The organism is Hydrogenophaga sp. (genome assembly GCF_965657535.1).
In the GTDB taxonomy this organism is placed as follows: Bacteria; Pseudomonadota; Gammaproteobacteria; order Burkholderiales; family Burkholderiaceae_C; genus Hydrogenophaga.
On the sequence record NZ_CBFHOP010000007.1, the window covers coordinates 250,933 to 275,483 of the forward strand.

Here is a 24,551-nt window from a genome sequence, read left to right on the forward strand (position 1 = left end):
CGCTGCACCGGGGGTGGGGTTACAAGGTGTAAGACCTGTTCCCCCCCAGCCGCGAGCCCGGCGCCTGCACACCACCACAACGCCGCCCATGCCACAAGAAACCGAACTCAAGCTGGCGCTGCACCCGCACGACCTGCCTCGCCTGCTGACCCACCCGCTGCTGGCGGCGCAGGCACCCCGCCGCGAGCGCCTGCGCAACACCTATTTCGACACCGCTTCGCTGGTGCTGATGCAGCAGCGCCTGGCGGTGCGTGAACGCCAGGTGGGCCGGCGCACCCTGCTGACCGTGAAAACCGCCGGGCACAGCGTGGGCGGCCTGAGCCAGCGTGGCGAATGGGAGGCCCCCACCGCGCCCGGACGGTTTGACTTCGCCGCCTTGATGAACGACGCGACACTGGCCCAGCAGCTCACCGGGCTGGCGCCCCAGCTGGTGCCGGTGTTTCGCACCGACTTCACCCGGCGCAGCTGGCTGCTGCACCATGGCGGCGCGTGGGTGGAGGTGGCGCTGGACCAGGGCTTCATTGCCGCCCGCAGCGTACAGGGCTCGCGGCGCACAGCGCTGCTGGAACTGGAGCTGGAACTGAAAAGCGGGCCGGTGGACGCCCTGCTGGACTTGGCCCACACGCTAGCGCTGGGGCCGCAAGGTCACGCCGCGCAAGGCATTTGGCTGCACCCCTCCGACCGCAGCAAGGCCGAACGCGGGCTGGATCTGTTTCTGGACCGGCAACCCGCACCCGGGACAACCGAGGCCATGACGCCAACTGCCGACCTGTCGCCCCGTATGGCGTTTCGCACCGTGGCGCTGGGCAATCTGGTGCACCTGCAGGACCAAGTGTCGGGCTGGTTGCAAACAGGGGAAAAGGCCGGGAGCTTGCCCAACCCCGCGTTCATCCACCAGGCACGCCTGGCATTGCGGCGGCTGCGCAAAGCCTTGAAGCGGTATGGCCCGGCGCTGCCACGCCGGTTTGTGGCCCACTGGCGCGGGCAGTGGCAGGCCACCGAGCGCGCCCTGGCCAGCGCGAACGACAGGGAGCTGCGCGCAACGCTCAGCGCCCCCGCCCACGCGCTGAACCTGCTGGCCTTCACCCGCGCCGTGCTGGCGCTGCAAGACCCGCCGCACCACACAACGCGCACACGCTGAGCAACAGCTTGGCCCGCGCAGCGCTTGGCAAAACCCCGGCCAGCGCCCCACAATGGCCCCACGTACACCACCGGAAGGAATTGCCATGTCAGCCATTACCTTGCGTTTTTTGGTCGAGCCTGGTGCGGTGGGCCCGGGTGGGCATGTGCACAGCGGCACGGTGATGAAGTGGATCGACGAGGCCGGCTACGCCAGCGCCACCACCTGGGCGCGGGGCCCTTGCCGTGCGGTGTACATGAGCAGCATCCGGTTTTTGCGCGTGGTGAAGCTGGGCGACCTGGTGGAGGTGCGGGCCCGGCTGGCCTTCACCGGTGAAACCCACATGAACATGGCCGTGGCGGTGCACAGCGGCGACCTGACCACAAGCAAGCTGGAGAAAACCGCCGAGTGCCTGGCGGTGTACGTGTCGCTGGACGCGGACGGCCAGCCCATGCGGGTGGACAGCTGGACGCCCGAAACCCCCGGTGAAATGGCGCTGGCCAGCAGCGCGCGGGCCCAGTTTGACGGCACGCGGCCCGCCCCCCTGGAATAGCGGGCGCCCGGGCTTTTTCAGGTACCGCTTAAACGAGCGCGCTGGGCCGCGCAGCCACCTTGTCGCGCCAGGCCTGCAGCGCGGCAAAGCCTTCATCGGCGGGCTTGAAGCGCATCAACCGCCCGAACTCGACGGCACAAAACGCGGTGATGTCGGCAATGGTGAAACGATCGCCCGCCACCCAGGGCTGGCGCTGCAACTCGGCGTCGAGCCAGGCAGCGGTTTCACGGGCCTTGGCTGCTTGGGACTGGCCGAAGTCTGGAAACTGCGGTTGCTCCAACGCCGCCAGACCGGGGTGGGTGTGGCGGATGGCGTTGCCCAGCGGCAGCATGAAAGACCACTCCACGCGCCGGTCGGCCATTTCAATAAAAGCGCGCTCTTCAGCGGTGCGCCCCATCAGGTTGGGCTCGGGCACGCGGCCTTCCATATAGGTGCAGATGGCGCGGGTTTCGGTCAGCACGCGGCCATCGTCCAGCTCCAGCGCAGGCACCCGGGCGAGCGGGCTTTTGGCGCGGTAGTGCTCGGTTTTGTGCTCCTGGGCGTTCAGATCGATGTTGACCAGCTCCAGCCCGTTGATGTTTTTTTCCACCAGAAACATGAGCACGCGCCGGGGGTTGGGCGCTCGGGGGGATACGTACAGCTTCATGTGGTGGCACCCGGCAGGCGCTGGCCTGTGCCAATCCGGCGGCGGGCTGGCCCGCTGAAGCGCTGGGCGGCGGTGTAGAGATTGATCATGCGCGGTGGCACCTCCGGGGCCTTCGCGCATGGTAATGGGCGGGCTGCTTTCTGTCGCGCCTGGGCTGTCGCTTGCGCGAAGCCCTCAGCGGGGCTCAGCCCTTGGCGGCTTCGAGCAGGTCGCGGGTGCGCAGCGCCTCGCGGCGGGCGGCGGCGGCAAAGTCGGCACCGCTGGACGCGTACAAAATGGCGCGCGACGAATTGACGATGACGGGGCCGGTGGTGGCACCGCCCTGCGTGCGGTAGCCCGCCCGGATGGTGGCCACCGCGTCGCCGCCCTGTGCGCCCACACCAGGAATGAGCAGCGGCAGCGTGGGGGCGAGTTCGCGCACGCGCTGGATTTCAGCTGGGTAGGTGGCGCCCACCACCAGGCCAAGCTGGCCGTTCAGGTTCCAGGGGCCTTGCGCCAGGCGCGCCACGTGCTCGTACAGCAAGGGCTGGCCTTCCACCGAGGCCAGGCGCTGGTTTTGCAGGTCGTCGCCACCGGGGTTGGAGGTACGGCAGAGCAAGAAGGCGCCCTTGCCGTGGTACGTCAAATAGGGCTGCACCGAGTCAAAACCCATGAAGGGCGAGAGCGTGACGGCGTCGGCGCCGTAGCGTTCAAACGCTTCAATGGCGTACTGCTCGGCGGTGCTGCCGATGTCGCCGCGCTTGGCGTCCAGAATCACTGGCACCTGAGGCGCCACGGCGCGCATGTGCGCCATGAGCTTTTCCAGCTGGTCTTCGGCGCGGTGCGCGGCGAAGTAGGCAATTTGCGGTTTGAAGGCGATGGCGGTGTCGGCCGTGGCTTCAACGATGGCAGCGCAAAAGTCGTAAATGCGGCTGGCGTCGCCCTGAAGGTGGGCGGGGAATTTGGCCGGGTCCGGGTCCAGGCCCACGCACAGCAGGGAACGGTTTTGGCGCTCGGCGCCTTGCAGCATGTCGATGAAGGTCATGCGGGCGATTTTACGGTTCGGCCGCCAGCGCGACAGCGCGGCCTTCGGCCGCTAACACACCAGGTTACAAAGCCCCCTAAGATCACGGTCATGCACGCCCTGTCTCGCCAGCAACTGATCCTCCTCGTCCTGCTCACCCTGGTGTGGGGCATCAACTGGCCGATCATGAAGTTCGGCGTGACCGGCTTCCCACCGCTCACGTTTCGCACCATCTGCATGTGGATCGGGCTACCGGTGCTGGGCGCGGTGCTGCTGTGGCGGCGGGTGCCGTTTCGGGTGGGCCGGGCGCACTGGCGCGAGCTGGCGCTGCTCACCGTGTTCAACATGTTTTTCTGGCACACCCTGGCCATCCTGGCCATTCAGACGCTGTCCAGCGGGCGCGCGGCCATTTTGGGCTACACCATGCCGGTGTTTTCAGCGCTGGTGGGCGCCTGGTGGTTTGGTCAGCGGCTGCAAAGCCGGGCCTGGGGCGGCGTGGCGGCGGCGGCGCTGGGCGTGCTGCTGCTGCTGTGGCACGAAATCACCAGCCTTTCTGGCAAGCCGCTGGGCGTGGCCATGATGCTGGTGGCGGCGGCCACCTGGGCGGTGGGCACGCAGCTGATGCGGCGCACCCGCATACCGCACCCCACGCTGGCGCTGTCGTTCTGGATGACGCTGTTCACCGCGCTGTGGATGACGCTGCTGGCGGCGGTGTTTGAGCGCGACGCCTGGGTCTGGCCCACGCCAGCCATTCAGGCGGCGATTGTGTACAACGCCATCGGCGTGTTTGCCTTTGCGCAGGTGGCCTGGCTGATGCTGGCGCGCGACCTGCCACCGATCGCGTCCACACTGTCGGTCATGTTCATCCCGGTGCTGGGTGTGTTCAGCGGCGCCTGGTGGCTGGGCGAGGTGCTGCACTGGCAAGACTGGGCGGCTGTGGCCCTGGTGATGGTGGCCATTGCCACGGTGCTGTGGCCCGCGCGGCGCTGACGCCGCCGCCTTTGAAAGCTGGGTGCGAAGCAGCCTCGCCGCCTTGGCACGCCACGAAACCCGCTCGCTAACCGGGCCACCGCCGAAGGCACCCTCGGAACCGGCTTTGCCGGGCCGTAGGGTGCTTCCGAGCGCCGCAGGCGCGGCAGAGAGAGAGAGAGAGAGAGAGAGAGAGAGAGAGAGAGAAGCCGCGTCAGCTGCGTAGGGGGGTGCCCACGGTTTCCATGGCCAGGCACAAGTCGGCCCAGGCCTTGCCTTTGTCACTGGGGGTGCGCAGCAAATAGGCCGGGTGGTAAGTGACGATGACCGGCACGCCCTGGTAGCGGTGCACCTGGCCGCGCAGCTTGCCAATGGGCTCGTGGCTCTGCAGCAAAGACTGCACCGCAAAGCGCCCCATGGCGATGATGACCTTGGGCTGCACCAGCGCCACCTGGCGCGCCAAGTAGGGCGCGCATTGCGCCACCTCGGCAGGCTGGGGGTTGCGGTTGGCGGGCGGGCGGCACTTGAGTACGTTGGTGATGTAGGCGCCTTGCGCGCCCTCACCGGTGCGGCTGCGGCCCACGGCGCGCAGCATGTTGTCGAGCAGCTGACCGGCAGCACCCACAAACGGCTCGCCTTGCAGGTCTTCGTTTTCACCGGGGGCCTCGCCCACAATGAGCCAGTCGGCCTGCGTGCTGCCAGTGCCAAACACGGTGTGCTTGCGCCCTTCGCACAAGCCGCAGGCCTGGCAGCCGGCAACGGCTTCGCGCAGCGTGGGCCATTCCATGGACTCGATACCGGCCGCCAGCGGCGCCAGCGCCGCAACCTGGGCGGGCGCTGGGGTGGCTTGCCGGTGGCCGGGTGCGATGGAGGGTGCCGGCGTGCGCGGGACCGCCGGCGCTGCAACGGGAGCCGCAGGTGCAGCCGGTACCGGGGCAGCCACCACGGCAGGTGCTGGGCGGGCCGCTGACCGCTCGGGTTCGGGCGCCACCACGGGCGCGGCGGGCTTGGGCGCCCACACACGCACACCCATTTCGGCCAGCATGGCGCGCTGGCGCACATCGAGCTGGGGCACAAACGAGGCGTCCAGGTCGGCAGCGTCGGTGCCAGCGTGTGTGGCCGCTGGCGTGGGCAGGTCTGTGCTCATGGTGTGTTCTGTTGGGTGGCTTGGGCTTGCGCCACCACCAGGTTCAGGCTCATCACCACGGCGTCCTCGCGCTCGCGCTGGCCAGCCGGGTAGTAGCCACGGCGCAAGCCCACCTGGGCAAAACCATAGCGCTCGTACAAAGCGCGCGCTGGCGTGTTGCTGTGGCGCACTTCCAGCCAGAGCCACTGCGCGCGCTGCCCGCGCGACCAGAGCACCAGCGCGTCGAGCATGAAACGCGCCCAACCCTGGCGCTGCTGCGCTGGCGCCACGGTGATGTTGAGCAGGTGCACCTCGTCCACGCCAGGCATGGCCACCAGGTAGCCCAGCAGCACGCGGCCATCGACCCGCCCGGGGTGGGCCACTTCGCCCGGCAGCGCCTCGCCCAGCAGCAGCACCGCCGGGTAGCCAGACTGCAGCGAGTCGCTGAAATGTTTGCGCGACCAGGGGTGGGTGTAGGCGGTTTTTTCTACCTCGACGACAGCATCGAGGTCGGCGTCGGTCATGGCGACGAATGCGATGCGGCGCTGGCTGTGGGTGAGCGCGGGGCCGGCACTGTCCGCCATGGCCAGCGCCGGCCAGTCGCGCTGCGCCCAGGCGGGGGCAGATGCCACAGCGCTGGAGGACAGGACCTGAGCGGAGGGGGCCATCAATATCAGGCTGCGGTGGCGGTGGCCAGGCGCAGGGCATCGCGTTCGGCGGTGGTTTGTGCCACCTTGTCGCGCACATACAGCGGCAGCGCGTCGCGGGCCGCCACGGCAACGCCGGCCGCCAGCAAGCCGGGCGCCAACTGCAGCAGCGCCGCAGCGCTGGGCAGGGCCACCCGGCGCTGGCCAGGCACATGGGCCAGGCGCTCGGCGTAAACGGTAAATACATTGCCCGCGAGCAGGCAACGGCCTTCGGACAGGCCCGCGCTGGCGGGCAGGCACTGAGCCAGGTAGGCACCCAGATCTTGCGGCGCGCACAGGCGTGGCGGCGCCAGCGGGCTCAGGCCCTGTGGGGTCTGCGCATAGGGCGCCACGTACAGCTCGTCCATGCGGGCGTCGAGCAGTGCCACGATCACGCCGGGCACCGGCTCCCCCTCACTCGCCTGGGCCGTGCGTGCCGCCTCGGCCAGCGCCAGCAGCGTGTCCACCGCCAGCACCGGCAAACCGTCGGGCTGGCTGGGGCTTTGAGCGCCGTAGGCCAGGCCCTGAGCCACCGCACAAGCGGTGCGCAGCCCCGTGAAAGAACCCGGGCCACGGCCAAACACCACGGCGTCCAGGCTGTGCAGCGTCCAGCCAGCCTGGGTCAGCAGCGTTTGCACCAGGGGCAACAAGGTGGCCGACGCCTGGGCGCCACCCGGCCCCGTGTGTTGCCACATCGGGGCGCCGGGCGCACCGCTGCCCAACGCCACCGACAAGGTGTCGGTGCTGGTTTCCAGGGCCAGCAGGCGCAGAGTGGCCGGGGGATGGGCGGTCAGTTCAGGAGCGGCAACAGGCATCCGGGCATTATCGGCCACCAGGCCCACGGTCGCACGGTACAGGCGAACGCCGTCGCCTGTCCCACACCGGCCCGCTCATGCACAAATTCCGCCCTTTACACGGCCGGGGTGCAAGGGACGCTGATCGCCGCCACATAATGAAAACACCATGTTTTCATCCGTTGTCCGCTCCTTTTTGTCTCTGCGCCTGCTGCTGGCTACGTTGGCAGGCCTGGCCGTTCCGGTGGGTGCACAAACGGTGGCCAATGCAACAACGCTGCCACCAGACGTCACGACCGCGCTGGCGCGCGCGGGCGTGCCGACCAGCGCGTTTTCAGCCCTTGTGGTGTCGCTGGACGCCAGCGCCCAGGAGCGGCTGCGCTACCGCGCCAGCACCGCTGTCAACCCGGCATCGGTGATGAAGTTGGTGACCACTTACGCAGCCATCGACCTGCTGGGACCCGACTTCACCTGGAACACCCGCTTTTACAGCGACGGCGAAGTCAGCCAGGGTGTGCTGCGCGGCAACCTGTATGTGCGCGGTGGCGGCGACCCGAAACTGGTGCTCGAACGCATCCAGGCCGCCTTCATGAACCTGCAAGACCAGGGCGTGCGCGTGATTTTGGGCGACCTGGTGCTGGACCACAGCGCGTTTGAGCTGCCCGCCATCGACCCCGGCGCCTTCGACGGCGAAGCCCTGCGCCCCTACAACGCAGCACCCGACGCGCTGCTGGTCAACTTCAAGTCGGTGGTGCTGACGTTTCAGCCCGACGCCGCCGCCGGTGTGGCCCATGTGACAAGCGAGCCCCCGATGGCCGGCCTGGCCATTGACACCACGGTGCCCTTGTCGCGCACGGGCTGCGGCGACTGGCGCGGCAGCCTGCAAGCCCGCTTCAACGACGCCAACACCATCCGGTTTGAAGGCCGCTACCCCGGCAGCTGCGGCGAACGGGTGTGGCCCGTGGCCTACCAAGACCCCGCCAGCTACGCCGCCCGTTCGCTGGAAGGCCTGTGGCGCGCCACCGGTGGCGCCATCACCGGCGAAGTGCGCGCCGGCCTCACGCCACCCGGCGCCCGGCTGCTGCACGAAGCCCGCTCGCTGCCGCTCTCGGACATCATCACCGACGTGAACCAATGGAGCAACAACGTGATGGCCCAACAGGTGTTCCTCACGCTGGGCCGGCTCTCACCCACGCGGGTACTCACCGAAGGCACCCTGGCCGACCGGCTGGCGCCCGTGCGCACCGCACGCTTCGAGCGCTCGCGCGAAGTGGTGGCCAGTTGGTGGAAGCGCACCTTTGGCCAGCGCTACACCGCCCCCGTGATGGACAACGGTGCCGGCCTGTCCCGCATTGAACGCATCACCCCCGAAGCCTTGGTGGGCCTGCTGCGCCACGCCGCCGTGCACCCCAAAGGGGAGCAATTTGTGCAGTCCTTGTCCATCGCTGGCGTCAACGGCACCACCGCCCGCATGGCCCGGGGCGCCAACAGCGCCGCCCGCGGCAACGCCTGGCTCAAAACCGGCACCCTGCGCGACGTGACTGGCATCGCCGGCTACGTCAACGCCGCCAACGGCTCACGCTACGCCGTGGTGGGCTTCATCAACCACCCCAACGCACCAGCCGCACGGCCCGCGCTGGAAGCACTGGTGGAATGGACGGCTGGACAGCCGGACTGAGGGTCCAGGTTTCCCGCACCAGAGCCGCCACAGACGGGCCGTGAATTGAGGCCCATCGAAGCCAAGCGCGTCTTGCCGAACACGACCGACTGCCCGCAGTGCAGCAGCCAACACCCTTTGTTGTGCGCGTGTTGTGCGCGTTCAAGCGTTCGGCAGGTGCAGAAGGTCCGCCAACCGAAAAGCGCACACCGAGGCGGTTCGACGGAACCACCGCCTGGGCGCCGCGCTGGCTATTGACTCGCCTTAAAACGAAAGCCCTTGGCGCTGGTAGTAACCCTCTGTTTCCAATTGTGCTCTGGCTCTAATATTCCTTTCTGAAAAATAGAACGACCGTTCTTTTTATTGGTCAGATTTCGTTACACACCAGCAGGAGACACGCATGAAGTTCATGAAATTGGCTGCGAGTTCAGCCGCAGCCATCACCGTTCTGGCCGCCTGCGGTGGTGGCGACAGCCCCGATGCAGGCAGCAGTTTTGACTTGAGCGGCGCACCGGGCAGCCTGATCGCCAGCCCAACGGCATTGACCACGCTCACGCCAGCAGCCTTCACAGCGGCCCTGACCCAAGCCGGTGCCGCGAGCCTGCTACAGGTGACCGGTGCGCCCGTCTGCGACATCACGTTCAACTATTTCCAGTACGGCACGGTGGGTGGTGCAGGCGAAAAAACATCAGCGTCTGGCGGCATCATGGTGCCGGGCGGCACCGACCCGGCCTGCACCGGCCCGCGTCCAGTCCTCTTGTATGCACACGGCACCAGCACCGACAAAAACAAGAACATGGCCAGCCCACAAGACGGTGAAGCCGCTCTGGTGGCCGCCATGTATGCCGCACAGGGCTACATCGTGGTGGCGCCCAACTACGCGGGCTACGAATCTTCACCGCTGTCCTACCACCCTTACCTGAACCTGGAACAACAAGCCCAAGACGTGGTGGACGCGCTGACTGCCGCCCGCAAAGGCTTTGCCGCCATCAACGCCACCGCCAATAGCAAGCTCTTCGTGAGCGGCTATTCACAAGGCGGCTTTGTGTCGATGGCTGCGCAGCGCAAGCTGCAACTGGCTGGCACCCCGGTGACGGCGGGTGCACACCTGTCTGGCCCCTACAACCTGGGCTATTTTGGGGACATTGTGTACAGCGGTCGGGTCAATCTGGGCGCAACCCTTTTCAGCCCGCTGCTCAACACCAGCTTCCAGCGTACTTACGGCAACATCTACGCATCACCTAGCGAAATGTATGAGGAAACGTTTGCAACAGGCATCGAAACCTTGCTGCCCAGCATCACCCCGCTAAACACCTTGCTGACAACGGGCAAGCTACCAGCAACCGCGCTGTTTGCGGCTGACAGCGAACCACAACCAGAGGGCTTCGAAATATTTTTCGGCACGCCAAACCTGATCAAGACCAGCTATCGCAATGCGGTCCTCGCAGATGCCGCTGTCAACCCGGCCGCGCCCCAACACCCCCTGCGTGTAGCCGCTTACAAGAACGATCTGCTGGCCCAAAACTGGACACCTACGCAGCCCATGCTGCTGTGCGGCGGCAATGCAGACCCCACCGTATTTTTCAGCGCCAACACCAGCACCGCCAAGGCGTACTTCACCAGCAAGGGTGTGCCTGACCAGGCCGTGACAGTGCTGGATGTGGACAGCGCACCAACGAGCATGCAAGACCCCTTCCTCTTGGCCAAAGGAGGCTTCGCACAAGCTAAAGCAGACGCTGGCGATGCCTCAGCGGTGCTGCAGGCCTATCACGGCACACTGGTCCCGCCCTTCTGCAACGCCGCAGCGCGCGGCTACTTCGCCCAGTTTTAACCTGTGGCTACAGACCACACATCTCACACACACGGAGCAAAAAATATGAAAAAAACATTCATTGCCACCGCCACCACCTTGGCCTGTGCCGCCGCATGGTCCCAGGTCACGCTGTACGGCCTGGCCGACGTCAGCATCACCCACGTCAGTGGCTATGCCCAAGGCAACGTCACAAGCCTGTCCAGTGGACACATGGAGGGCTCTCGCTGGGGCATCAAGGGTGAAGAAGACATGGGCGGTGGCTACAAAGCCCTGTTCACCCTGGAAAGCCGCGTCGAGCTCGATACGGGCGGGCTGGGCAACCGCCCCACGTCGGGCAACCAACTGCCCGACCGGCTGACGGCCGGGCTGCCGCCTGCCGTGGCCGCAGCCCTGACCAACGTCGCCATTGGGCCGTCGCTTGGCGTCAACCTCAACAACGCCGCCTTTGACCGGCAGGCCTGGGTCGGGCTGGTCACGCCCGTGGGCGGATTTTTGATGGGCCGCCAGTACACGCCAGCCTTTGAGGCGTTTGCCACATTCGACGTCATGAACACGCAGAGTGCCTTGTCGGCAGCCCAGGTGGCTTCAATCCCTGCTGGACTCGACATTCGCTACAACAACACGGTGCAGTACCGCATTGTTCAAGGCCCCTGGAACGCAGCACTGATGTATGGCGTTGGCGAAGGCACCAACAGCGCTAACAACCGCCTGCTGGGCATCAACACCCTGTACAAGGGCAGCGCCTTCAACGTGGGCTTTGGCATGAACAGCAAGAAGAACTCTGCCGGAGAGCAAGCCCTCAAAACCACCGTGCTGGGCGCATCAACGGCCAGGGGTGACTGGATCGTCTCGGGCATGTTCGCCCGCATACAGGAGCCCAACCCATCCGCAGGGCCTGAGCTGAGTGCCGGCCTCACGCTGGCCGGTGTACCGGCGCCGCTCATCAGCACGGTCCTGGACCGGCTCAAACAAGATGCCAACCTGATCCATGTGGGCGCGCGCTACAACATGGGCAGTGCCGGCCATGTCACGGTGGCTTACAACAAGCTCAACGACAAACGGGCGTCCAACGCCGACATCAGTTCGTACGGTGTGGCCTACACCTATCCGCTGTCCAAGCGCACCAATCTGAACGCCGTGCTGACCCGCTTCAACAACAGTGCCAACGCACAGGCAGCCCCTGGCGGCAACGGCTACCTCGGAGGTGTCACCGCCTCGGCGGGTCGCGACGCAACATCGTTGGCACTGGGCATGCGCCACAGCTTCTGACGGTGCCACCCGGAATCGATCCGGGCCAAGTCGCAACGCTGTGGTGACGCCATCACGCAGCAGCGCGCTGCAACCGGTCCCGCACGCCGTCCCATTCGGGGCTGGCGGGCGGGGTTTCCACCCAGATGAGCTTCACACCTGTGGCGTCGAGTTCGCGCAGGGTGGCAAACAGCGCATGGGCGGCATGCGCTGCGTCGTCGGGCATGCGGCGCAGGCTCACACCGCGGGCCACCTTCAGGGGTGCGCGGGCGTACACGGCGATGTGACGGGCGTCGGGGCCCAGCAAGTCCAGCGCGGACTGCAGGGGCTGGGCAGCCATCAGCCGCACTTTGGCATTGGGTGCGTAGTGCGATTCGAGCGTGCCGGAAGCCCGCGGGGCTGCGTCGTCGCGTCCACGCAGCGGCTGGCCGCAGGCGGCTTCCAGCTGCGCAGTGGTGACCATGCCAGGCCGCAGCAACACGGGGTGGCCGCGGGTGCAGTCGACGATGGTGGACTCGATACCCACCGGGCAGGCGCCACCGTCCAGAATCAACAAAGCATCGTCTGGCAGGGCTGCGAATTCTTCGGCCACATGGGCTGCGGTGGTGGGACTGACCCGTCCGAAGCGGTTGGCGCTGGGTGCGGCCACACCCAACACGCCGTGCGCGCGGGCCGCCACCAGCAACGCCTGCGCCACCGGGTGCGACGGGCAGCGCAGGCCCACCGAGTCTTGCCCGCCGGCTGACACAGCAGCCACACCTTCTCGGCGCGGCAAGATCAGCGTGAGCGGGCCGGGCCAGAAGGCCTGCATGAGCGCCAGGGCAAATTCGGGCACTTCGCGGGCGTAGTGGTCCACCCCAGCGCGCCAGCCTGGCGCACCGTCAGCGGGCGCCAGATGAACGATAAGCGGGTGGTCGCTGGGACGGCCTTTGGCTTCAAAAATGCGGTGCACCGCGCTGGCGTTGTCGGCGTCGGCCGCCAGGCCATACACGGTTTCGGTGGGCATGCCCACCAGCGAACCGGCGGCCAGGCGCTGCGCCGCAGCCTCAATGGCAGCAGGGTCGGCAGCGCTCAGCAGCAAGGGCATGGGGATTCAGACCGCGTCCAGCGCGGGCAAACCCAGCAGCGCCAGCACCTTCACAGCCGTTTCGCGCACCTCGGCCACAGTGGGCGCGGTGATGTTCAGGTGGCCCATCTTGCGGCCCGGGCGGGCGCTGAGCTTGCCGTACAGGTGCAGATGGGTGCCGGGCAGCGCCAGCACCTGTGCCCAGGGCGGCGACACGGGTTGTGCGCTGGGCTGGGTGCGCACGCCATTGGCGTCAAACCACAGGTCGCCCAGCAAATTGACCATGATGGCCGGGCTGTGCTGGCGCGGCGTGGGCAGCGGCAGGCCGGCCAGCGCCCGCACCTGGGCTTCAAACTGTGACAGGTCGCAGGCGTTTTGCGTGTAATGGCCGCTGTTGTGCGGGCGCGGCGCCATTTCGTTGACGATCAGGTCGAGCCCACCCTGGCCGTCGTCCACCAAAAAGTATTCGACGCACAGCACCCCCACGTAGTTCAGGTGGTTGGCAATGGCCACGGTGCTGGCGCGCGCGCGCTCTGCCAGCGCAGCGGGCACGGCACCCTCGTACACAGCGGTCAGCGCCAGAATGCCGTCGCGGTGGGTGTTGGCCTGCACCGGGAAGCTCACGCTCTGGCCGTCAGAACCACGAGCCACAATCACCGAGCACTCGGCCTGCAGCGGCATGAGCTTTTCCAGCACGCAGGGCACGCTGCCCAGCTGCTCCCAGGCGGCGGAGAGTTCTTCGCGCGTGCGCACACGCACCTGGCCTTTGCCGTCGTAGCCCAGCCGGGCGGTTTTCAGAATGCCGGGCAGCAAATCAGTCGGCACGGCGGCCAGCAACTCGGCGCTGGTGATGGCGGCGTAAGGCGCGGGGTACACGCCGCTGATAGGCGCGCACTGCACAAAATGCGATTTTTCTTTGATGCGGTCTTGCGCCACCGCCACGCAAACAGCCGACGGCGCCACCGGCCGGTGTGCGCCCAGGGTCACCAGCGCAGGCGCGGGCACGTTTTCAAACTCGGTGGTGATGGCTTCGCAGCGCTGCATGAGCTGGGCCAGGCCCTGCTCGTCGTCGTACGGAGTTTGAATGTGGAAGTGGCTGATCAACCCAGCCGGGCTGGCCGGATCGGGGTCGAGCACCGCCGTGAAGTAACCCATGGCCTGGGCCGCCTGCACAAACATGCGGCCCAACTGCCCGCCTCCCATGACGCCCAGCGTGATCTGCTGGCCTGAGGGCGAGGTGCTGCCGGGAAGAAGGGGTTTGAAGCTCATGGCAACGATCAAAAAAGGGAGGCGGTCGGCGCTGCTCGAACGCAGCGGAAAGGTGTGGGATTACAGCGGCAGCGTCATGCTGCGCGCGGCTTCGGTCTGCGCGGCGCGAAACGCTTCGAGTTTGTCGCGCAGAGCCGGGATTTCATTGGCCAGCAGCGCCACGGCAAACAGCGCCGCGTTGGCCGCACCCGCCTGTCCGATGGCGAACGTAGCCACCGGCACACCCTTGGGCATTTGCACAATGCTGTGCAACGAATCCACGCCTGCGAGCGCCTTGGATTGCACCGGCACGCCCAGCACCGGCACCACGGTTTTGGCGGCGATCATGCCCGGCAAGTGGGCCGCACCGCCCGCGCCCGCAATGATGGCCTTGAGCCCCCGGCCCACGGCGGCCTCCGCGTAGGCAAACATGTCGTCGGGCATGCGGTGGGCCGACACCACGCGGGCCTCGTGCGCGATACCGAAGTCTTTGAGAATCTGCACGGCGTGCTGCATGGTGTCCCAGTCGCTGCTGGAGCCCATGACCACGCCCACTTGGATGGGGTTCATGTAAGTGCCTTTTGCCCAGCCAGCCATTCGCCGGGCGCATGAAGGCGGGCCTGGAAAGCGGCCCGTCTCCGGTAAAGTGTCGATTTTACGTTTCGCGCCCATGTGCCGCATGGGTGCACTCCATTCCAGAGCACCGCCATGATCGACGTCACCATTGCCAACTTTGAAACCGAAGTCATCGAGGCTTCGCAACACACCCCCGTGCTGGTGGACTTCTGGGCCCCCTGGTGCGGCCCCTGCAAGGTCATTGGCCCGCTGCTGGAAAAAATTGAAGTCTCCTACGCGGGCCGCTTCAAGCTGGTGAAAATTGACACCGAACAAGAGCAGCAGCTGGCCGGCGCCTTTGGTATCAAGAGCATCCCCACCTGCGTGCTGATGATGAACGGCCAGCCGGTGGACGGATTCATGGGCGCGCTGCCCGAAGGCCAGATCAATGCCTTTCTGGACAAACACCTGCCCCCAGCCGAAGTGCTGGAAGCGGCCGAAGAAGAAGCCGAAGCGCTGGACGCGCTGGCCGCTGGCGACGTGGAAGGCGCCCTGGCCAAGCTGCAGCACGCCGTGCAAACCGACCCCGAAAACGACGATGCGCGCTTTGACCTGGTGAAACTGCTGCTGGAACTGGAGCGTGACGACGAAGCGAAGGTGGCGTTTGCACCGGTGATTGCCAAGTCCGTGGCGGTGCGCCGGCTCGACTCACTCAACCGCTGGATGAAAGCGCGCGACGCCCAAGACATGGTGGTAGACCCCGAAGCTTACGCGGCAGACCTGCAGGCCAAAATTGCGGCCAACAAACGCGACTTTGCCAGCCGCTTTGCGCTGGCCCAGTTGCTGATGGCCCACAGCCAGTTCGTGCCCGCCATGGACGAGCTGCTGGAAATCTTGATGCGCGACAAAGCCTGGAACGAAGACCTGGCCCGCAAGACCTTCATCGCCATCCTGGACATCATCGAGCCCCCCAAGCCCAAGGTGGCCGAAGGCCAGGTGCCCCCAGAAGACCCCACGGTGACCACCTACCGCCGGCGGTTGTCGAGCGTGGTGCTGAGCTGAAAGCCAGCGCGGCTGGGAAGATCGGTTGACTTATGGCCGCTGATCGGTCGACGGTTTTTTCCAGAGGTTGATACCGCCGTCCACCGCGTGGCTGTCGATGGCGGTGAGCTCGTCGGCGCTGAAGTCGAGCTTGTCCAGTGCGCCCACCAGTTCGGTGATCTGCTCGGGTTTGCTCGCGCCGATCAGGGCCGAACTCATGCCGGGCTGGCGCAGCACCCAGGCCACGGCCATCTGGGCCAGGCTCTGGCCGCGGGCTTGAGCGATATCGTTCAGCGCGCGCACATGCGCCAGGTTCTGCGCGCTCAAGTGGTCGGCGGTGAACGAGCCGCCGCCGGGTCGGTTGATGCGGGCGTCGGCCGGCACGCCGTTCAGGTATTTGCTGGTGAGCAGGCCCTGAGCCAGTGGGCTGAAGGCGATGCAGCCCATGCCTTCGGCTTGCAGCGTGTCAAGCAAATCTTCTTCCACCCAGCGGTTCATGAGGCTGTACGACGGCTGGTGGATCAGCAGCGACACGCCCATGCCGCGCAAAATGGCCGCCGCCTCGCGTGTTTTGGTGGCCGAGTAGCTGGAAATACCCACATACAGTGCCTTGCCTTGCTGCACCGCCGTGGCCAGCGCGCCCATGGTTTCTTCCAGTGGCGTGTCGGGGTCGAAGCGGTGGGAATAAAAAATATCCACGTAATCCAGCCCCATGCGCTTCAAGCTCTGGTCCAGGCTGGCGAGCACGTACTTGCGCGAGCCGCCGCCCTGACCGTAGGGGCCAGGCCACATGTCCCAGCCCGCCTTGCTGGAGATGATGAGCTCGTCGCGGTAGGGTTTGAAATCGCGGCGCAGGTGCTCACCAAAATTGGTCTCGGCGCTGCCCGCCGGTGGTCCGTAGTTGTTGGCCAGGTCGAAGTGGGTGATGCCGGCGTCGAAGGCGGTGCGCAGCATGGCGCGCTGCGTTTCCATGGGCGTGGCGTCGCCAAAGTTGTGCCACAGGCCCAGGGTGATGCTGGGCAGCTTGAGGCCACGTTTGCCGACGGTGCGGTAGGGCATGCGGTCGTAGCGTTGGGGGTGGGCGGTGTACATTTTTTCCGGTTCCTGTGTGGGGTGGGTGGAGCACTCTACCCAGTAACCCGGTGGTAACCGTGTCGTCTTGGGGAACAAATCTGTCAACAAGCCGGGAACAGCCACCTTTCCCGCTGGCCCGGTGTGCTGAAGCGCTCTGCGCCGTGCGCGAGACGGAAGAGCGGCAGGTACAAAAAAGCCCCGAAGCCCAAAAAGCAACGAGGCTGAAGTGCCCGGAACCAAGGCCACCGCGGAACCGGCTCCGCCGGGCCGCTGGTGGCGTCCCCTGGGGGCTGACGCCGCAGGCGGCGCGGGGGGACCTTATTTCGCCGTCGGCATCACAAACTCCGCGCCCTTGGCAATGCTCTCCGGCCAGCGCTGCATGATCGACTTCTGCTTGGTATAGAAGCGCACGCCCTCCTCACCATAGGCGTGCATGTCACCAAACAGGCTTTTCTTCCAGCCACCGAAACCGTGCCAGGCCATGGGCACCGGAATGGGCACGTTGATGCCGACCATGCCGACCTGGATGCGGCGCGCAAACTCGCGGGCGACGTTGCCGTCGCGGGTGAAGCAGCTCACGCCGTTGCCAAACTCGTGGTCGTTGATGATCTGAACCGCTTGGGCAAAGTCGGGCACGCGCACGCAGCTGAGCACCGGGCCAAAGATCTCTTCCTTGTAGATCTTCATGTCGGTCGTCACGTGGTCGAACAGCGTGCCGCCCATCCAGAAACCGCCTTCACAGCCCTCGCCGGTTTGCTTCGCGTCAAAACGGCGACCATCCACCAGCATCTGCGCGCCTTCCGCCTGGCCGGCCTCGATGTAGCCGGTGATGCGCTGGTGCGCGGCTGCGGTGACGATCGGGCCCATTTCGGCTGCCAGGTTGGTGCCGTTGAGCACCTTCAGCGCTTTGGTGCGCTCGATCAGCTTGGGCATGATCTTGTCGGCCACGTCGCCCACCAGCACCGCCACCGAAATGGCCATGCAGCGCTCTCCGGCCGAGCCGTAGGCCGCGCCAATCAGGGCGTCCACAGCCTGGTCCAGGTCGGCATCGGGCATCACGACCATGTGGTTTTTGGCGCCGCCCAAAGCTTGCACACGCTTGCCGTGGTGGGCGCCGGTCTCGTAGATGTAGTTGGCAATGGGCGTGGAACCGACGAAGCTGATGGCCTTCACGTCGGGGTGCACCAGCAGCGCGTCCACCGCTTCCTTGTCGCCCTGGACGACGTTGAACACGCCGTCAGGCAGGCCGGCCTGCTTCAGCAAATCGGCCATGAACAGGCTGGCGCTCGGGTCGGTCGGGCTGGGCTTCAAGATGAAGGTGTTGCCGGCGGCAATGGCCACAGGGAACATCCACATGGGCACCATGACCGGGAAGTTGAACGGCGTGATGCCGGCCACCACGCCGAGCGGCTGGCGCAGGGTCCAGTTGTCCATGCCGGTGGAGACCTGGTCGGTGAAATCGCCCTTGAGCAGCTGCGGAATGCCGCAAGAAAATTCGATGATGTCGATGCCACGGGCCACTTCGCCCTGCGCGTCGGTGAACACCTTGCCATGCTCGGCGGTGATCAGGTGGGCCAGCGCGTCTTTGTGCTGGTTCACCAGCTCCAAAAACTTGAACATCACGCGCGCGCGGCGGATAGGCGGCGTGTCAGACCAACCTGGAAAAGCAGCCTGGGCCGCGGCCACGGCGGCGGCCACATCGGCGATATTGGCCAGCGACACACGGCCGGTCACGGCGCCCGTGGCGGGGTTGAACACGTCTTGCGCACGGGTGGACGAGCCAGCGGCTACTGCGCCGCCGATGTAATGGGCTATGGAAGTGGTCATGGTGTGTCTCGTGGTTGAAATTCGGAACGTGACTTCAGTGTAGAAACGGCCACCGCACAGGACAAGGCCAAAATGCTGAATTGATTGTTCAATTTGGTGAACAATTGGTGAACAGCAAACCCATGAACGAGCACAACATGCACGACAGAAACCAAGAGCTCTGGGGCCACTTTCACTGGCTCAATGTGTTGGCGCAACAAGGCAGCTACACCGCGGCTGCGGCCCGGCTGGGCGTGAGCAAAGCAGCGGTGAGCCAGCGCATGGCCGAACTGGAGCGCATGGCCGGCTTGGCGCTGGTGCAGCGCACCACCCGCAGCGTGCGCCTGACCGAAGCCGGCCAGCGGCTGGTGGACGACACGCGGGCCTCGTTTGAACACATTGCGCAATGCTTTGCCCAGGTGCGCGACGCGGCGGGCGCACCGCGCGGGTTGCTGCGCGTCACCGCGCCGGTGGCCTTCGCCCGCCAGCAACTGGTGCCCCGCTTGCCCGAATTTCTGCGCCAGTACCCCGAGGTGCGGCTGGAGCTGGACCTGGCAGACCGGCTGTCGTCCTTGGCCACCGAGGGCTTCGACTTGGCCATTCGCCACACCGCCAACCCGCCCGACACCCACGTGGCCTGGACGCTGTGCGCGACCCGCTCGGTGCTGGTGGCCAGCCGCGCCTACCTGCGCCGCCAAGGGACGCCGCTGGCGCCCGCCGACCTGGTGCAACACAACTGCCTGCACTACCCACGCTCGCAAGACACGCCCGCCTGGACGCTGGAGCCGCGCTCGACCCAAGCGGGCGCTGAACGGGTGACGGTGCAGGTGTCGGGCTCGCTGGCGGCCAACAACAGCGAAGCCTTGCGCGACGCGGCTCTGGGCGGACTGGGCATTGCGCTGCTGCCCGACTTCACGGCCCAGGCCAGCCTGCTCGCGGGCAAGCTGGTGCAGGTGTTACCCGACTGGAAGCCGGTGGGCGCCTTTGCCGAACAACTCTACGCAATCCGCCCGTATTCGGCCCACGTGCCGCGCGCCGTCACAGCGTTTGTGGCGCACCTGCGGGAAGCGCTGGCGCCCGGGTTTTCGGTGGAGCGCTGAGCGCCGGCGCCGCACAGGCGCTTAGCCCAGCATGCGCGCGAGAGCTTCCTGGTATTTGGCCGAGGTTTTTTCGATCACTTCCTTGGGCAGGCGCGGCGCGGGCGGCGTCTTGTCCCAGGGCTTGCCGCTGACCTTGGCGGTTTCCAGCCAGTCGCGCAAAAACTGCTTGTCGTAGCTCGGTGGGTTCTCGCCCACCACGTAGCTCTCCAGCGGCCAGTAGCGCGAGCTGTCGGGTGTCAGCACCTCATCCATCAGCACCAGCTTGCCGGCCTTGTCCAGGCCAAATTCAAACTTGGTGTCGGCAATGATGATGCCTTTCTTCAACGCAATCTCGGCCGCTGCCTTGTAAAGCGCGATGGAGATGTCCCGAATTTGTGCCGCCAGGTCGGGGCCGATCATGGCCACGGTTTGCTCGAAGGTGATGTTTTCGTCGTGCTCACCCATTTCGGCCTTGGCAGCCGGGGTGTAAATGGGTTCGGGCAACTTGGACGCGTTTTGCAGGCCCGCGGGCAGCTTCACGCCACACACGGCCTGGTTGTCCTGGTATTCCTTCCAACCGCTGCCGGCCAAGTAGCCACGCACCACCGCTTCCACCGGAATGGGCTTCAGGCGCTGCACCAGCATGGAACGGCCCGTGACCTGCGCCACTTCGGCCGTCGAGACCACGCTCTCGGGCGCGTCGCCGGTGAGGTGGATCGGGCAGATGTTCAGGCCTTTGGGGCCGAGCTGATCAAACCAGAACAGGCTGAGCTGCGTGAGCAGCTGGCCCTTGCCGGGAATGGGCTCGCCCATGATCACATCAAACGCGCTGATGCGGTCGGAAGCCACCATCAAGATGCGGTCGTCGCCCACGGCGTAGTTGTCGCGCACCTTGCCGCGCGCGAGCAGGGGCAAAGACGTGAGAGCGGAGGTGTGCAGGGCAGAGGTCATGTTCGATGCGCGGTGGAAAGCGCCAGGAAAAAAACGCCAAGGAACAGCGCCGCGATACAGCGCCAAGAAAAAAGCCCGCTGAACAGTCAACGGGCTTTGAACCATTCCTACGGATTATCGCAAGAAGCGCGGGCACCGAATTTCAAGGCTCGGCGCCCAAGGCTGGCGTCTTATTTCACCAGCTGAGCCAGCTCGCCCTTGGCGTAGCGGGCGGCCATCACGCTCAGGTTGTCGCCCTTGATCTTGGCGCCCTGGCCTTCGCAGCCGAATTCCAAGTAACGCGCCTTGCACACCGCTTTGGCGGCTTCGCGGGCCGGCTTGAGCCATTCGCGGGCGTCAAATTTCTCAGGGTTTTCCGCCAGAAACTTGCGCACTGCGCCGGTCATTGCCATGCGGATGTCGGTGTCGATGTTGATCTTGCGCACGCCGTGCTTGATGGCTTCCTGGATCTCTTCCACCGGCACCCCGTAGGTCTGCTTCATCTTGCCGCCGTACTGGTTGATGATGTCCAGGAGGTCTTGCGGCACGCTGGAAGAGCCGTGCATCACCAGGTGGGTATTGGGGATGCGGGCGTGGATTTCCTTCACGCGGCTGATGGCCAGAATGTCACCCGTGGGCTTGCGGCTGAACTTGTAGGCACCGTGGCTGGTGCCAATGGCGATGGCCAGCGCGTCGAGCTGGGTGGCCTTCACAAACGTGGCGGCTTCTTCGGGGTCGGTCAGCATCTGGCTGTGGTCGAGTTTGCCCTCGGCGCCAATGCCGTCTTCTTCACCAGCTTCACCGGTTTCCAGGTTGCCCAGGCAGCCCAGTTCGCCTTCCACGGTCACACCATATTGGTGCGCCATGTCAACCACCTTGCGGGTCACGTCCACGTTGTAGTCAAAGCTGGCGGGGGTCTTGCCGTCTTCCATCAGCGAACCGTCCATCATGACCGAGCCAAATCCCAGGTCGATCGCGCCCTGGCACACCTTGACGCTGGTGCCGTGGTCCTGGTGCATCACCAGCGGGATGTGTGGATACATTTCGGCCGCAGCCTGGATCAGGTGCTTGATGAAAGGCTCTCCGGCGTATTTGCGGGCACCCGCACTCGCCTGCAAGATGACCGGTGCACCCACCTCGTCGGCCGCGGCCATGACGGCCTGCACCTGTTCGAGGTTGTTGACGTTGAAAGCTGGAATGCCGTAACCGTTCGCCGCAGCGTGGTCGAGCAGTTCGCGCATGGAAACGAGCGCCATGAAAATTCCCCTAAAGCAGTTGGTAACCAGGTTGTAACTCGCTCGAATTTTAGCGCTCGGGTGCTTGCACCCGGATGACATGGGCTGCGGCCATGCAAAATTCGCCCAGATCAACACCGCTCCCGCCTACCCACCCACCAACGGGCCACTCCTGCGCTCGCGCAACCACATGAACCCGCTGGACATCGAACTGTTTCTGCTGCTCAACGCCTCGGCCGACTCATCGACCTGGTTGCTGGCGGCTGCTCGCGTGGTCAGCCAGCACCTGTCTACCGTGGCTCTGCTGGCGTTGCTGCCATTGGCCTTCTTTGGGCGGCGCGCTCGCTGGCAGGTGTGCGGCGTGTTGCTGGCCATGGCGCTGGCCTGGCTGGCCGCGCGCGGCATGCGCGAAACCATTCCGTCTGTGCGGCCGTTTGTGATGGGGTTGGGCCACCAGGGCATGCCGCACTCGGCCAGTACGGGTTTTCCCAGCATGCACGCCACCATGGCCGCAGCCTGGGCGGGCGGGCTGTGCTGGTTTGCGGCGCCCCGCTGGCGCTGGGCCTGGGTGGCCGTGGCGGTGCCCGTGGCGGTGGGCATTGCCTGGAGCCGGGTCTACCTGGGCCTGCATTTTCCGTCAGACATGGGCACGGGTTTGCTGCTGGGTGCGGTCAGCGGCTGGTTGGCGCTGACCCTGAGCGATCGCCTGGGCCTGGCTCGGCGTTTCCTGGCCACGCCAGACCCATTGAAGGCCCACTGAGTAAGGGCGCGCCCCTCCTTCGGGTAGACGCACCGCTAACCGGGCGGCAACCGCTCAGGAGGCGCGGCAGATCTTCAAGGTGTTGGTGCCGCCAGGGGAGCCCATGGGTTCACCCACGGTGATGGCGTACACGTCGCCGCTGTTCACAATGCCGCGGGTTTTCAAGTGCGCTTCTGCGTCGGCCAAGGCCGTGTCGCGGTCGGCGCTGGTGTCCATGAGCAGCGGGCGCACGTTGCGGTAGAGCGTCATCTTGCGCTGCGCGGTGAGGCTCGACGTCACAGCGTAGATTGGCATGCGCACGTTGTGCCGACTCATCCACAGCGCGGTGGAACCCGATTCGGTCAGCGCCACGATGGCCTTGGCGCCCAGGTGGTGGGCGGTGAAGAGCGCGCCCATGGCAATGGACTGGTCGATGCGTTTGAAGGTCTTGCCTTTGAAGTCGGCGCTGAGCTCGGCGTATTCGGCTTTCTCGGCTTCCTGGCAGATGTTGGCCATTTCCTTGACCGTCTCCAGCGGGTACTTGCCGGCGGCGGTTTCGGCGCTCAGCATCACGGCGTCGGTACCGTCGAGCACGGCGTTGGCCACGTCGCTCACCTCGGCACGGGTGGGCACCGGGTTCACGATCATCGACTCCATCATCTGCGTCGCGGTGATCACCACCTTGTCCATCTCGCGCGCCATTTTGATCATGTGCTTCTGCAGCCCCGGTACTGCGGCGTTGCCCACTTCCACGGCCAGGTCGCCGCGGGCGACCATGATGCCGTCGGACACCTTCAAGATGTTGGCCAGCTCGGGAATGGCTTCGGCGCGCTCGATCTTCGCGATCAGCGCAGGCTTGTGGCCCATGGATTCACCCGCCACATTGCACAGCTGGCGGGCCAGCTCCATGTCGGTCGCGTTTTTTGGAAAGCTCACCGCCACATAGTCGGCCTTCAGGCTCATGGCGGTCTTGATGTCGTCCATGTCCTTGGCGGTCAGCGCGGGTGCGGTCAGGCCGCCACCCTGCTTGTTGATGCCCTTGTTGTTGGACAACTCACCGCCCAGCTTGACGGTGGTGTGCACGGCCGGGCCCACCACTTTGTCCACGGTCATCACGATCAGGCCGTCGTTGAGCAACAGGGTGTCGCCCGCCTTCACATCCCGCGGCAGCTCTTTGTAGTCCAGGCCCACGCCGTGGATGTCACCCAGTTCGGTGCGTGAAGCGTCCAGCACAAAAGGCATGCCCGGCTCCAGCATCACCTTGCCTTCGGCGAACTTGCCGACCCGGATCTTGGGGCCCTGCAAGTCGGCCATGATGCCGACCTCGCGCCCGGCGCGTTGCGCAGCTTCGCGCACCATGGTGGCGCGGTCAATGTGGTCTTGCGCCTTGCCGTGCGAGAAATTGAGCCGCACCACGTTCACCCCGGCGCGGATCATGGCCTCCAGCAAAGCAGGGTCGCTCGAAGCGGGGCCCAGGGTGGCGACGATTTTGGTGGCGCGTTGCGGCATGTAAGCTGTCTCCTGAATGGATGGGAACGGGTAAGTTTGTAATTTGGTTTCAATTATCCGTGAAACCAGTTACCACGAGGTTACAGCTTCGCGTCAACTCACTTGGCGGTGTTGAACACGGACAATAAAGTCAGTCTAGGAACAAAAAAGTGAACCGCCTACATGGTCCGCCCAAGAAGAGCAAGTTTCTGCGTCATGAAGGTTTGAAAGGTTTGCGGCCTTACATTCGGGCTGTTTGTGCAGTTGGTGCTGCTGCCCATGATGGCTATTCGCGGCTGGGATTCCTACCTCCGGGAGGTACTCAAGGTACTGGCGGTTCATCGGAATGCTCCCAGCCCGGTTTGACCTTCATTCCATCACTTCGCTTTTTGCAGGCTCTCCTTCAAAACGATTCAACTGTCAATTCTCTGAAGGGCAGTTTTCCCGATCTCTCATCGGTCACGCGTTCACCAGCTCAAGTGGGCTCCACTTGAGCTGGTCAAAGGCTTTGCCTTTGGCCAGCACCGCCCATACAGTTCGTGCCATTTTGTTGGCCAGCGCTACCACCACCGCGTTGTAGTGCCGCCGCTCCAGCAGTTTTTCGATCCAGTTCGATCTCTTGGATCTGGCGATCACTGCTCTGGCTCCCGCTATCAGCAGAGTCCGGAGGTAGGT

General features: G+C 65.5%; 22 protein-coding genes and 1 pseudogene. 9 read left to right on the forward strand and 14 right to left on the reverse strand.

Features of this window, described 5'->3' with window-relative positions:
- The first annotated feature begins 88 nt into the window (after nt 1-88).
- Nucleotides 89-1,141: a CYTH and CHAD domain-containing protein gene (locus tag ACTG4K_RS14210; protein WP_439114861.1), complete on the forward strand. Its 1,053-nt coding sequence runs from the start codon at nt 89-91 to the stop codon at nt 1,139-1,141.
- 85 nt (nt 1,142-1,226) lie between these two features.
- Nucleotides 1,227-1,673 (forward strand): acyl-CoA thioesterase, encoded by a 447-nt coding sequence (locus ACTG4K_RS14215; protein WP_439114862.1) that lies wholly within the window; start codon nt 1,227-1,229, stop codon nt 1,671-1,673.
- Nucleotides 1,674-1,701: 28 nt separating this feature from the next.
- Here ACTG4K_RS14215 and ACTG4K_RS14220 read toward each other — a convergent pair whose 3' ends face one another.
- Together ACTG4K_RS14220 and pyrF are read right to left on the reverse strand one after the other, a co-directional pair.
- The gene (locus tag ACTG4K_RS14220; protein ID WP_439114863.1) at nt 1,702-2,319 is read right to left on the reverse strand and encodes a glutathione S-transferase family protein; all 618 of its coding nucleotides are present in this window, start codon (nt 2,317-2,319) and stop codon (nt 1,702-1,704) included.
- Nucleotides 2,320-2,503: 184 nt separating this feature from the next.
- On the reverse strand, nt 2,504-3,343 hold the full coding sequence (pyrF, locus tag ACTG4K_RS14225; RefSeq protein WP_439114864.1) for an orotidine-5'-phosphate decarboxylase: 840 nt from the start codon (nt 3,341-3,343) through the stop codon (nt 2,504-2,506).
- 90 nt (nt 3,344-3,433) lie between these two features.
- Here pyrF and ACTG4K_RS14230 point away from each other — a divergent pair, with 90 nt between their 5' ends.
- The gene (locus ACTG4K_RS14230) at nt 3,434-4,312 is read left to right on the forward strand and encodes a DMT family transporter (protein ID WP_439114865.1); all 879 of its coding nucleotides are present in this window, start codon (nt 3,434-3,436) and stop codon (nt 4,310-4,312) included.
- 193 nt (nt 4,313-4,505) lie between these two features.
- Here the strand turns inward: ACTG4K_RS14230 and ACTG4K_RS14235 are convergent, their stop codons facing one another.
- From ACTG4K_RS14235 to tsaB, 3 genes are all read right to left on the reverse strand, one after another.
- Nucleotides 4,506-5,336: a uracil-DNA glycosylase gene (locus ACTG4K_RS14235; RefSeq protein WP_439114884.1), complete on the reverse strand. Its 831-nt coding sequence runs from the start codon at nt 5,334-5,336 to the stop codon at nt 4,506-4,508.
- A gap of 98 nt (nt 5,337-5,434) precedes the next feature.
- A complete protein-coding gene (gene rimI, locus ACTG4K_RS14240; protein WP_439114885.1) occupies nt 5,435-6,001 on the reverse strand; it encodes a ribosomal protein S18-alanine N-acetyltransferase in 567 nt (188 codons plus the stop codon).
- 89 nt (nt 6,002-6,090) lie between these two features.
- Nucleotides 6,091-6,873 (reverse strand): tRNA (adenosine(37)-N6)-threonylcarbamoyltransferase complex dimerization subunit type 1 TsaB, encoded by a 783-nt coding sequence (gene tsaB / locus ACTG4K_RS14245; RefSeq protein ID WP_439114886.1) that lies wholly within the window; start codon nt 6,871-6,873, stop codon nt 6,091-6,093.
- Between the two features lie 193 nt (nt 6,874-7,066).
- On the opposite strand from tsaB, the gene dacB reads away from it, so the two are divergent.
- The 3 genes from dacB (at nt 7,067) to ACTG4K_RS14260 (ending at nt 11,636) form a co-directional block, all read left to right on the forward strand.
- Nucleotides 7,067-8,575 carry a D-alanyl-D-alanine carboxypeptidase/D-alanyl-D-alanine endopeptidase gene (dacB, locus tag ACTG4K_RS14250; RefSeq protein ID WP_439114866.1) on the forward strand — a complete coding sequence of 503 codons (1,509 nt, stop codon included), beginning with the start codon at nt 7,067-7,069 and terminating at the stop codon, nt 8,573-8,575.
- A 379-nt stretch (nt 8,576-8,954) separates the two neighbouring features.
- Nucleotides 8,955-10,385, forward strand: a complete 1,431-nt coding sequence (locus ACTG4K_RS14255; RefSeq protein WP_439114867.1) for an alpha/beta hydrolase family protein — start codon at nt 8,955-8,957, stop codon at nt 10,383-10,385.
- A gap of 45 nt (nt 10,386-10,430) precedes the next feature.
- On the forward strand, nt 10,431-11,636 hold the full coding sequence (locus ACTG4K_RS14260) for a porin (RefSeq protein WP_439114868.1): 1,206 nt from the start codon (nt 10,431-10,433) through the stop codon (nt 11,634-11,636).
- Nucleotides 11,637-11,688: 52 nt separating this feature from the next.
- On the opposite strand, the gene ACTG4K_RS14265 is transcribed toward ACTG4K_RS14260, so the two are convergent.
- From ACTG4K_RS14265 to purE, 3 genes are read right to left on the reverse strand one after another with little or no spacing between them, the layout of a single operon-like run.
- The gene (locus tag ACTG4K_RS14265; protein ID WP_439114887.1) at nt 11,689-12,696 is read right to left on the reverse strand and encodes an L-threonylcarbamoyladenylate synthase; all 1,008 of its coding nucleotides are present in this window, start codon (nt 12,694-12,696) and stop codon (nt 11,689-11,691) included.
- Nucleotides 12,697-12,708: 12 nt separating this feature from the next.
- Nucleotides 12,709-13,950, reverse strand: a complete 1,242-nt coding sequence (locus tag ACTG4K_RS14270; RefSeq protein ID WP_439114869.1) for a 5-(carboxyamino)imidazole ribonucleotide synthase — start codon at nt 13,948-13,950, stop codon at nt 12,709-12,711.
- 60 nt (nt 13,951-14,010) lie between these two features.
- Nucleotides 14,011-14,499 (reverse strand): 5-(carboxyamino)imidazole ribonucleotide mutase, encoded by a 489-nt coding sequence (gene purE / locus ACTG4K_RS14275; protein WP_439114870.1) that lies wholly within the window; start codon nt 14,497-14,499, stop codon nt 14,011-14,013.
- 138 nt (nt 14,500-14,637) lie between these two features.
- On the opposite strand from purE, the gene trxA reads away from it, so the two are divergent.
- Complete coding sequence (gene trxA, locus ACTG4K_RS14280; RefSeq protein ID WP_439114871.1) at nt 14,638-15,546, forward strand: thioredoxin; 909 nt, start codon at nt 14,638-14,640, stop codon at nt 15,544-15,546.
- Between the two features lie 30 nt (nt 15,547-15,576).
- On the opposite strand, the gene mgrA is transcribed toward trxA, so the two are convergent.
- Both mgrA and ACTG4K_RS14290 read right to left on the reverse strand, forming a co-directional pair.
- Entirely contained in the window at nt 15,577-16,617 is a 1,041-nt protein-coding gene (mgrA, locus tag ACTG4K_RS14285; protein WP_439114872.1) for an L-glyceraldehyde 3-phosphate reductase, read from the reverse strand.
- A gap of 300 nt (nt 16,618-16,917) precedes the next feature.
- Nucleotides 16,918-18,426 (reverse strand): CoA-acylating methylmalonate-semialdehyde dehydrogenase, encoded by a 1,509-nt coding sequence (locus ACTG4K_RS14290; RefSeq protein WP_439114873.1) that lies wholly within the window; start codon nt 18,424-18,426, stop codon nt 16,918-16,920.
- A 137-nt stretch (nt 18,427-18,563) separates the two neighbouring features.
- Here ACTG4K_RS14290 and ACTG4K_RS14295 point away from each other — a divergent pair, with 137 nt between their 5' ends.
- Nucleotides 18,564-19,505 (forward strand): LysR family transcriptional regulator, encoded by a 942-nt coding sequence (locus ACTG4K_RS14295; RefSeq protein WP_439114874.1) that lies wholly within the window; start codon nt 18,564-18,566, stop codon nt 19,503-19,505.
- Nucleotides 19,506-19,526: 21 nt separating this feature from the next.
- Here ACTG4K_RS14295 and ACTG4K_RS14300 read toward each other — a convergent pair whose 3' ends face one another.
- Together ACTG4K_RS14300 and fba are read right to left on the reverse strand one after the other, a co-directional pair.
- Nucleotides 19,527-20,435, reverse strand: coding sequence for a phosphoribosylaminoimidazolesuccinocarboxamide synthase (locus ACTG4K_RS14300; protein ID WP_439114875.1), 909 nt, complete (start codon nt 20,433-20,435; stop codon nt 19,527-19,529).
- A gap of 170 nt (nt 20,436-20,605) precedes the next feature.
- Nucleotides 20,606-21,670, reverse strand: a complete 1,065-nt coding sequence (gene fba / locus ACTG4K_RS14305; RefSeq protein WP_439114876.1) for a class II fructose-bisphosphate aldolase — start codon at nt 21,668-21,670, stop codon at nt 20,606-20,608.
- A 169-nt stretch (nt 21,671-21,839) separates the two neighbouring features.
- On the opposite strand from fba, the gene ACTG4K_RS14310 reads away from it, so the two are divergent.
- A complete protein-coding gene (locus ACTG4K_RS14310) occupies nt 21,840-22,409 on the forward strand; it encodes a phosphatase PAP2 family protein (protein WP_439114877.1) in 570 nt (189 codons plus the stop codon).
- 54 nt (nt 22,410-22,463) lie between these two features.
- Here ACTG4K_RS14310 and pyk read toward each other — a convergent pair whose 3' ends face one another.
- Together pyk and ACTG4K_RS14320 are read right to left on the reverse strand one after the other, a co-directional pair.
- Nucleotides 22,464-23,897: a pyruvate kinase gene (gene pyk / locus ACTG4K_RS14315; RefSeq protein WP_439114878.1), complete on the reverse strand. Its 1,434-nt coding sequence runs from the start codon at nt 23,895-23,897 to the stop codon at nt 22,464-22,466.
- A gap of 438 nt (nt 23,898-24,335) precedes the next feature.
- Nucleotides 24,336-24,551, reverse strand: a pseudogene (locus ACTG4K_RS14320) (IS110 family transposase); the annotation flags it as partial.

Coding starts and splice junctions, on each gene's coding strand:
- ACTG4K_RS14210 (WP_439114861.1), top strand. CDS start 89: ATGCCACAAGAAACCGAACTCAAGCTGGCGCTGCACCCGCACGACCTG.
- ACTG4K_RS14215 (WP_439114862.1), top strand. CDS start 1,227: ATGTCAGCCATTACCTTGCGTTTTTTGGTCGAGCCTGGTGCGGTGGGC.
- ACTG4K_RS14220 (WP_439114863.1), bottom strand. CDS start 2,319: ATGAAGCTGTACGTATCCCCCCGAGCGCCCAACCCCCGGCGCGTGCTC.
- pyrF (WP_439114864.1), bottom strand. CDS start 3,343: ATGACCTTCATCGACATGCTGCAAGGCGCCGAGCGCCAAAACCGTTCC.
- ACTG4K_RS14230 (WP_439114865.1), top strand. CDS start 3,434: ATGCACGCCCTGTCTCGCCAGCAACTGATCCTCCTCGTCCTGCTCACC.
- ACTG4K_RS14235 (WP_439114884.1), bottom strand. CDS start 5,336: ATGCTGGCCGAAATGGGTGTGCGTGTGTGGGCGCCCAAGCCCGCCGCG.
- rimI (WP_439114885.1), bottom strand. CDS start 6,001: ATGGCGGACAGTGCCGGCCCCGCGCTCACCCACAGCCAGCGCCGCATC.
- dacB (WP_439114866.1), top strand. CDS start 7,067: ATGTTTTCATCCGTTGTCCGCTCCTTTTTGTCTCTGCGCCTGCTGCTG.
- ACTG4K_RS14255 (WP_439114867.1), top strand. CDS start 8,955: ATGAAGTTCATGAAATTGGCTGCGAGTTCAGCCGCAGCCATCACCGTT.
- ACTG4K_RS14260 (WP_439114868.1), top strand. CDS start 10,431: ATGAAAAAAACATTCATTGCCACCGCCACCACCTTGGCCTGTGCCGCC.
- ACTG4K_RS14270 (WP_439114869.1), bottom strand. CDS start 13,950: ATGAGCTTCAAACCCCTTCTTCCCGGCAGCACCTCGCCCTCAGGCCAG.
- purE (WP_439114870.1), bottom strand. CDS start 14,499: ATGAACCCCATCCAAGTGGGCGTGGTCATGGGCTCCAGCAGCGACTGG.
- trxA (WP_439114871.1), top strand. CDS start 14,638: ATGATCGACGTCACCATTGCCAACTTTGAAACCGAAGTCATCGAGGCT.
- mgrA (WP_439114872.1), bottom strand. CDS start 16,617: ATGTACACCGCCCACCCCCAACGCTACGACCGCATGCCCTACCGCACC.
- ACTG4K_RS14290 (WP_439114873.1), bottom strand. CDS start 18,426: ATGACCACTTCCATAGCCCATTACATCGGCGGCGCAGTAGCCGCTGGC.
- ACTG4K_RS14295 (WP_439114874.1), top strand. CDS start 18,564: ATGCACGACAGAAACCAAGAGCTCTGGGGCCACTTTCACTGGCTCAAT.
- ACTG4K_RS14300 (WP_439114875.1), bottom strand. CDS start 20,435: ATGACCTCTGCCCTGCACACCTCCGCTCTCACGTCTTTGCCCCTGCTC.
- fba (WP_439114876.1), bottom strand. CDS start 21,670: ATGGCGCTCGTTTCCATGCGCGAACTGCTCGACCACGCTGCGGCGAAC.
- ACTG4K_RS14310 (WP_439114877.1), top strand. CDS start 21,840: ATGAACCCGCTGGACATCGAACTGTTTCTGCTGCTCAACGCCTCGGCC.
- pyk (WP_439114878.1), bottom strand. CDS start 23,897: ATGCCGCAACGCGCCACCAAAATCGTCGCCACCCTGGGCCCCGCTTCG.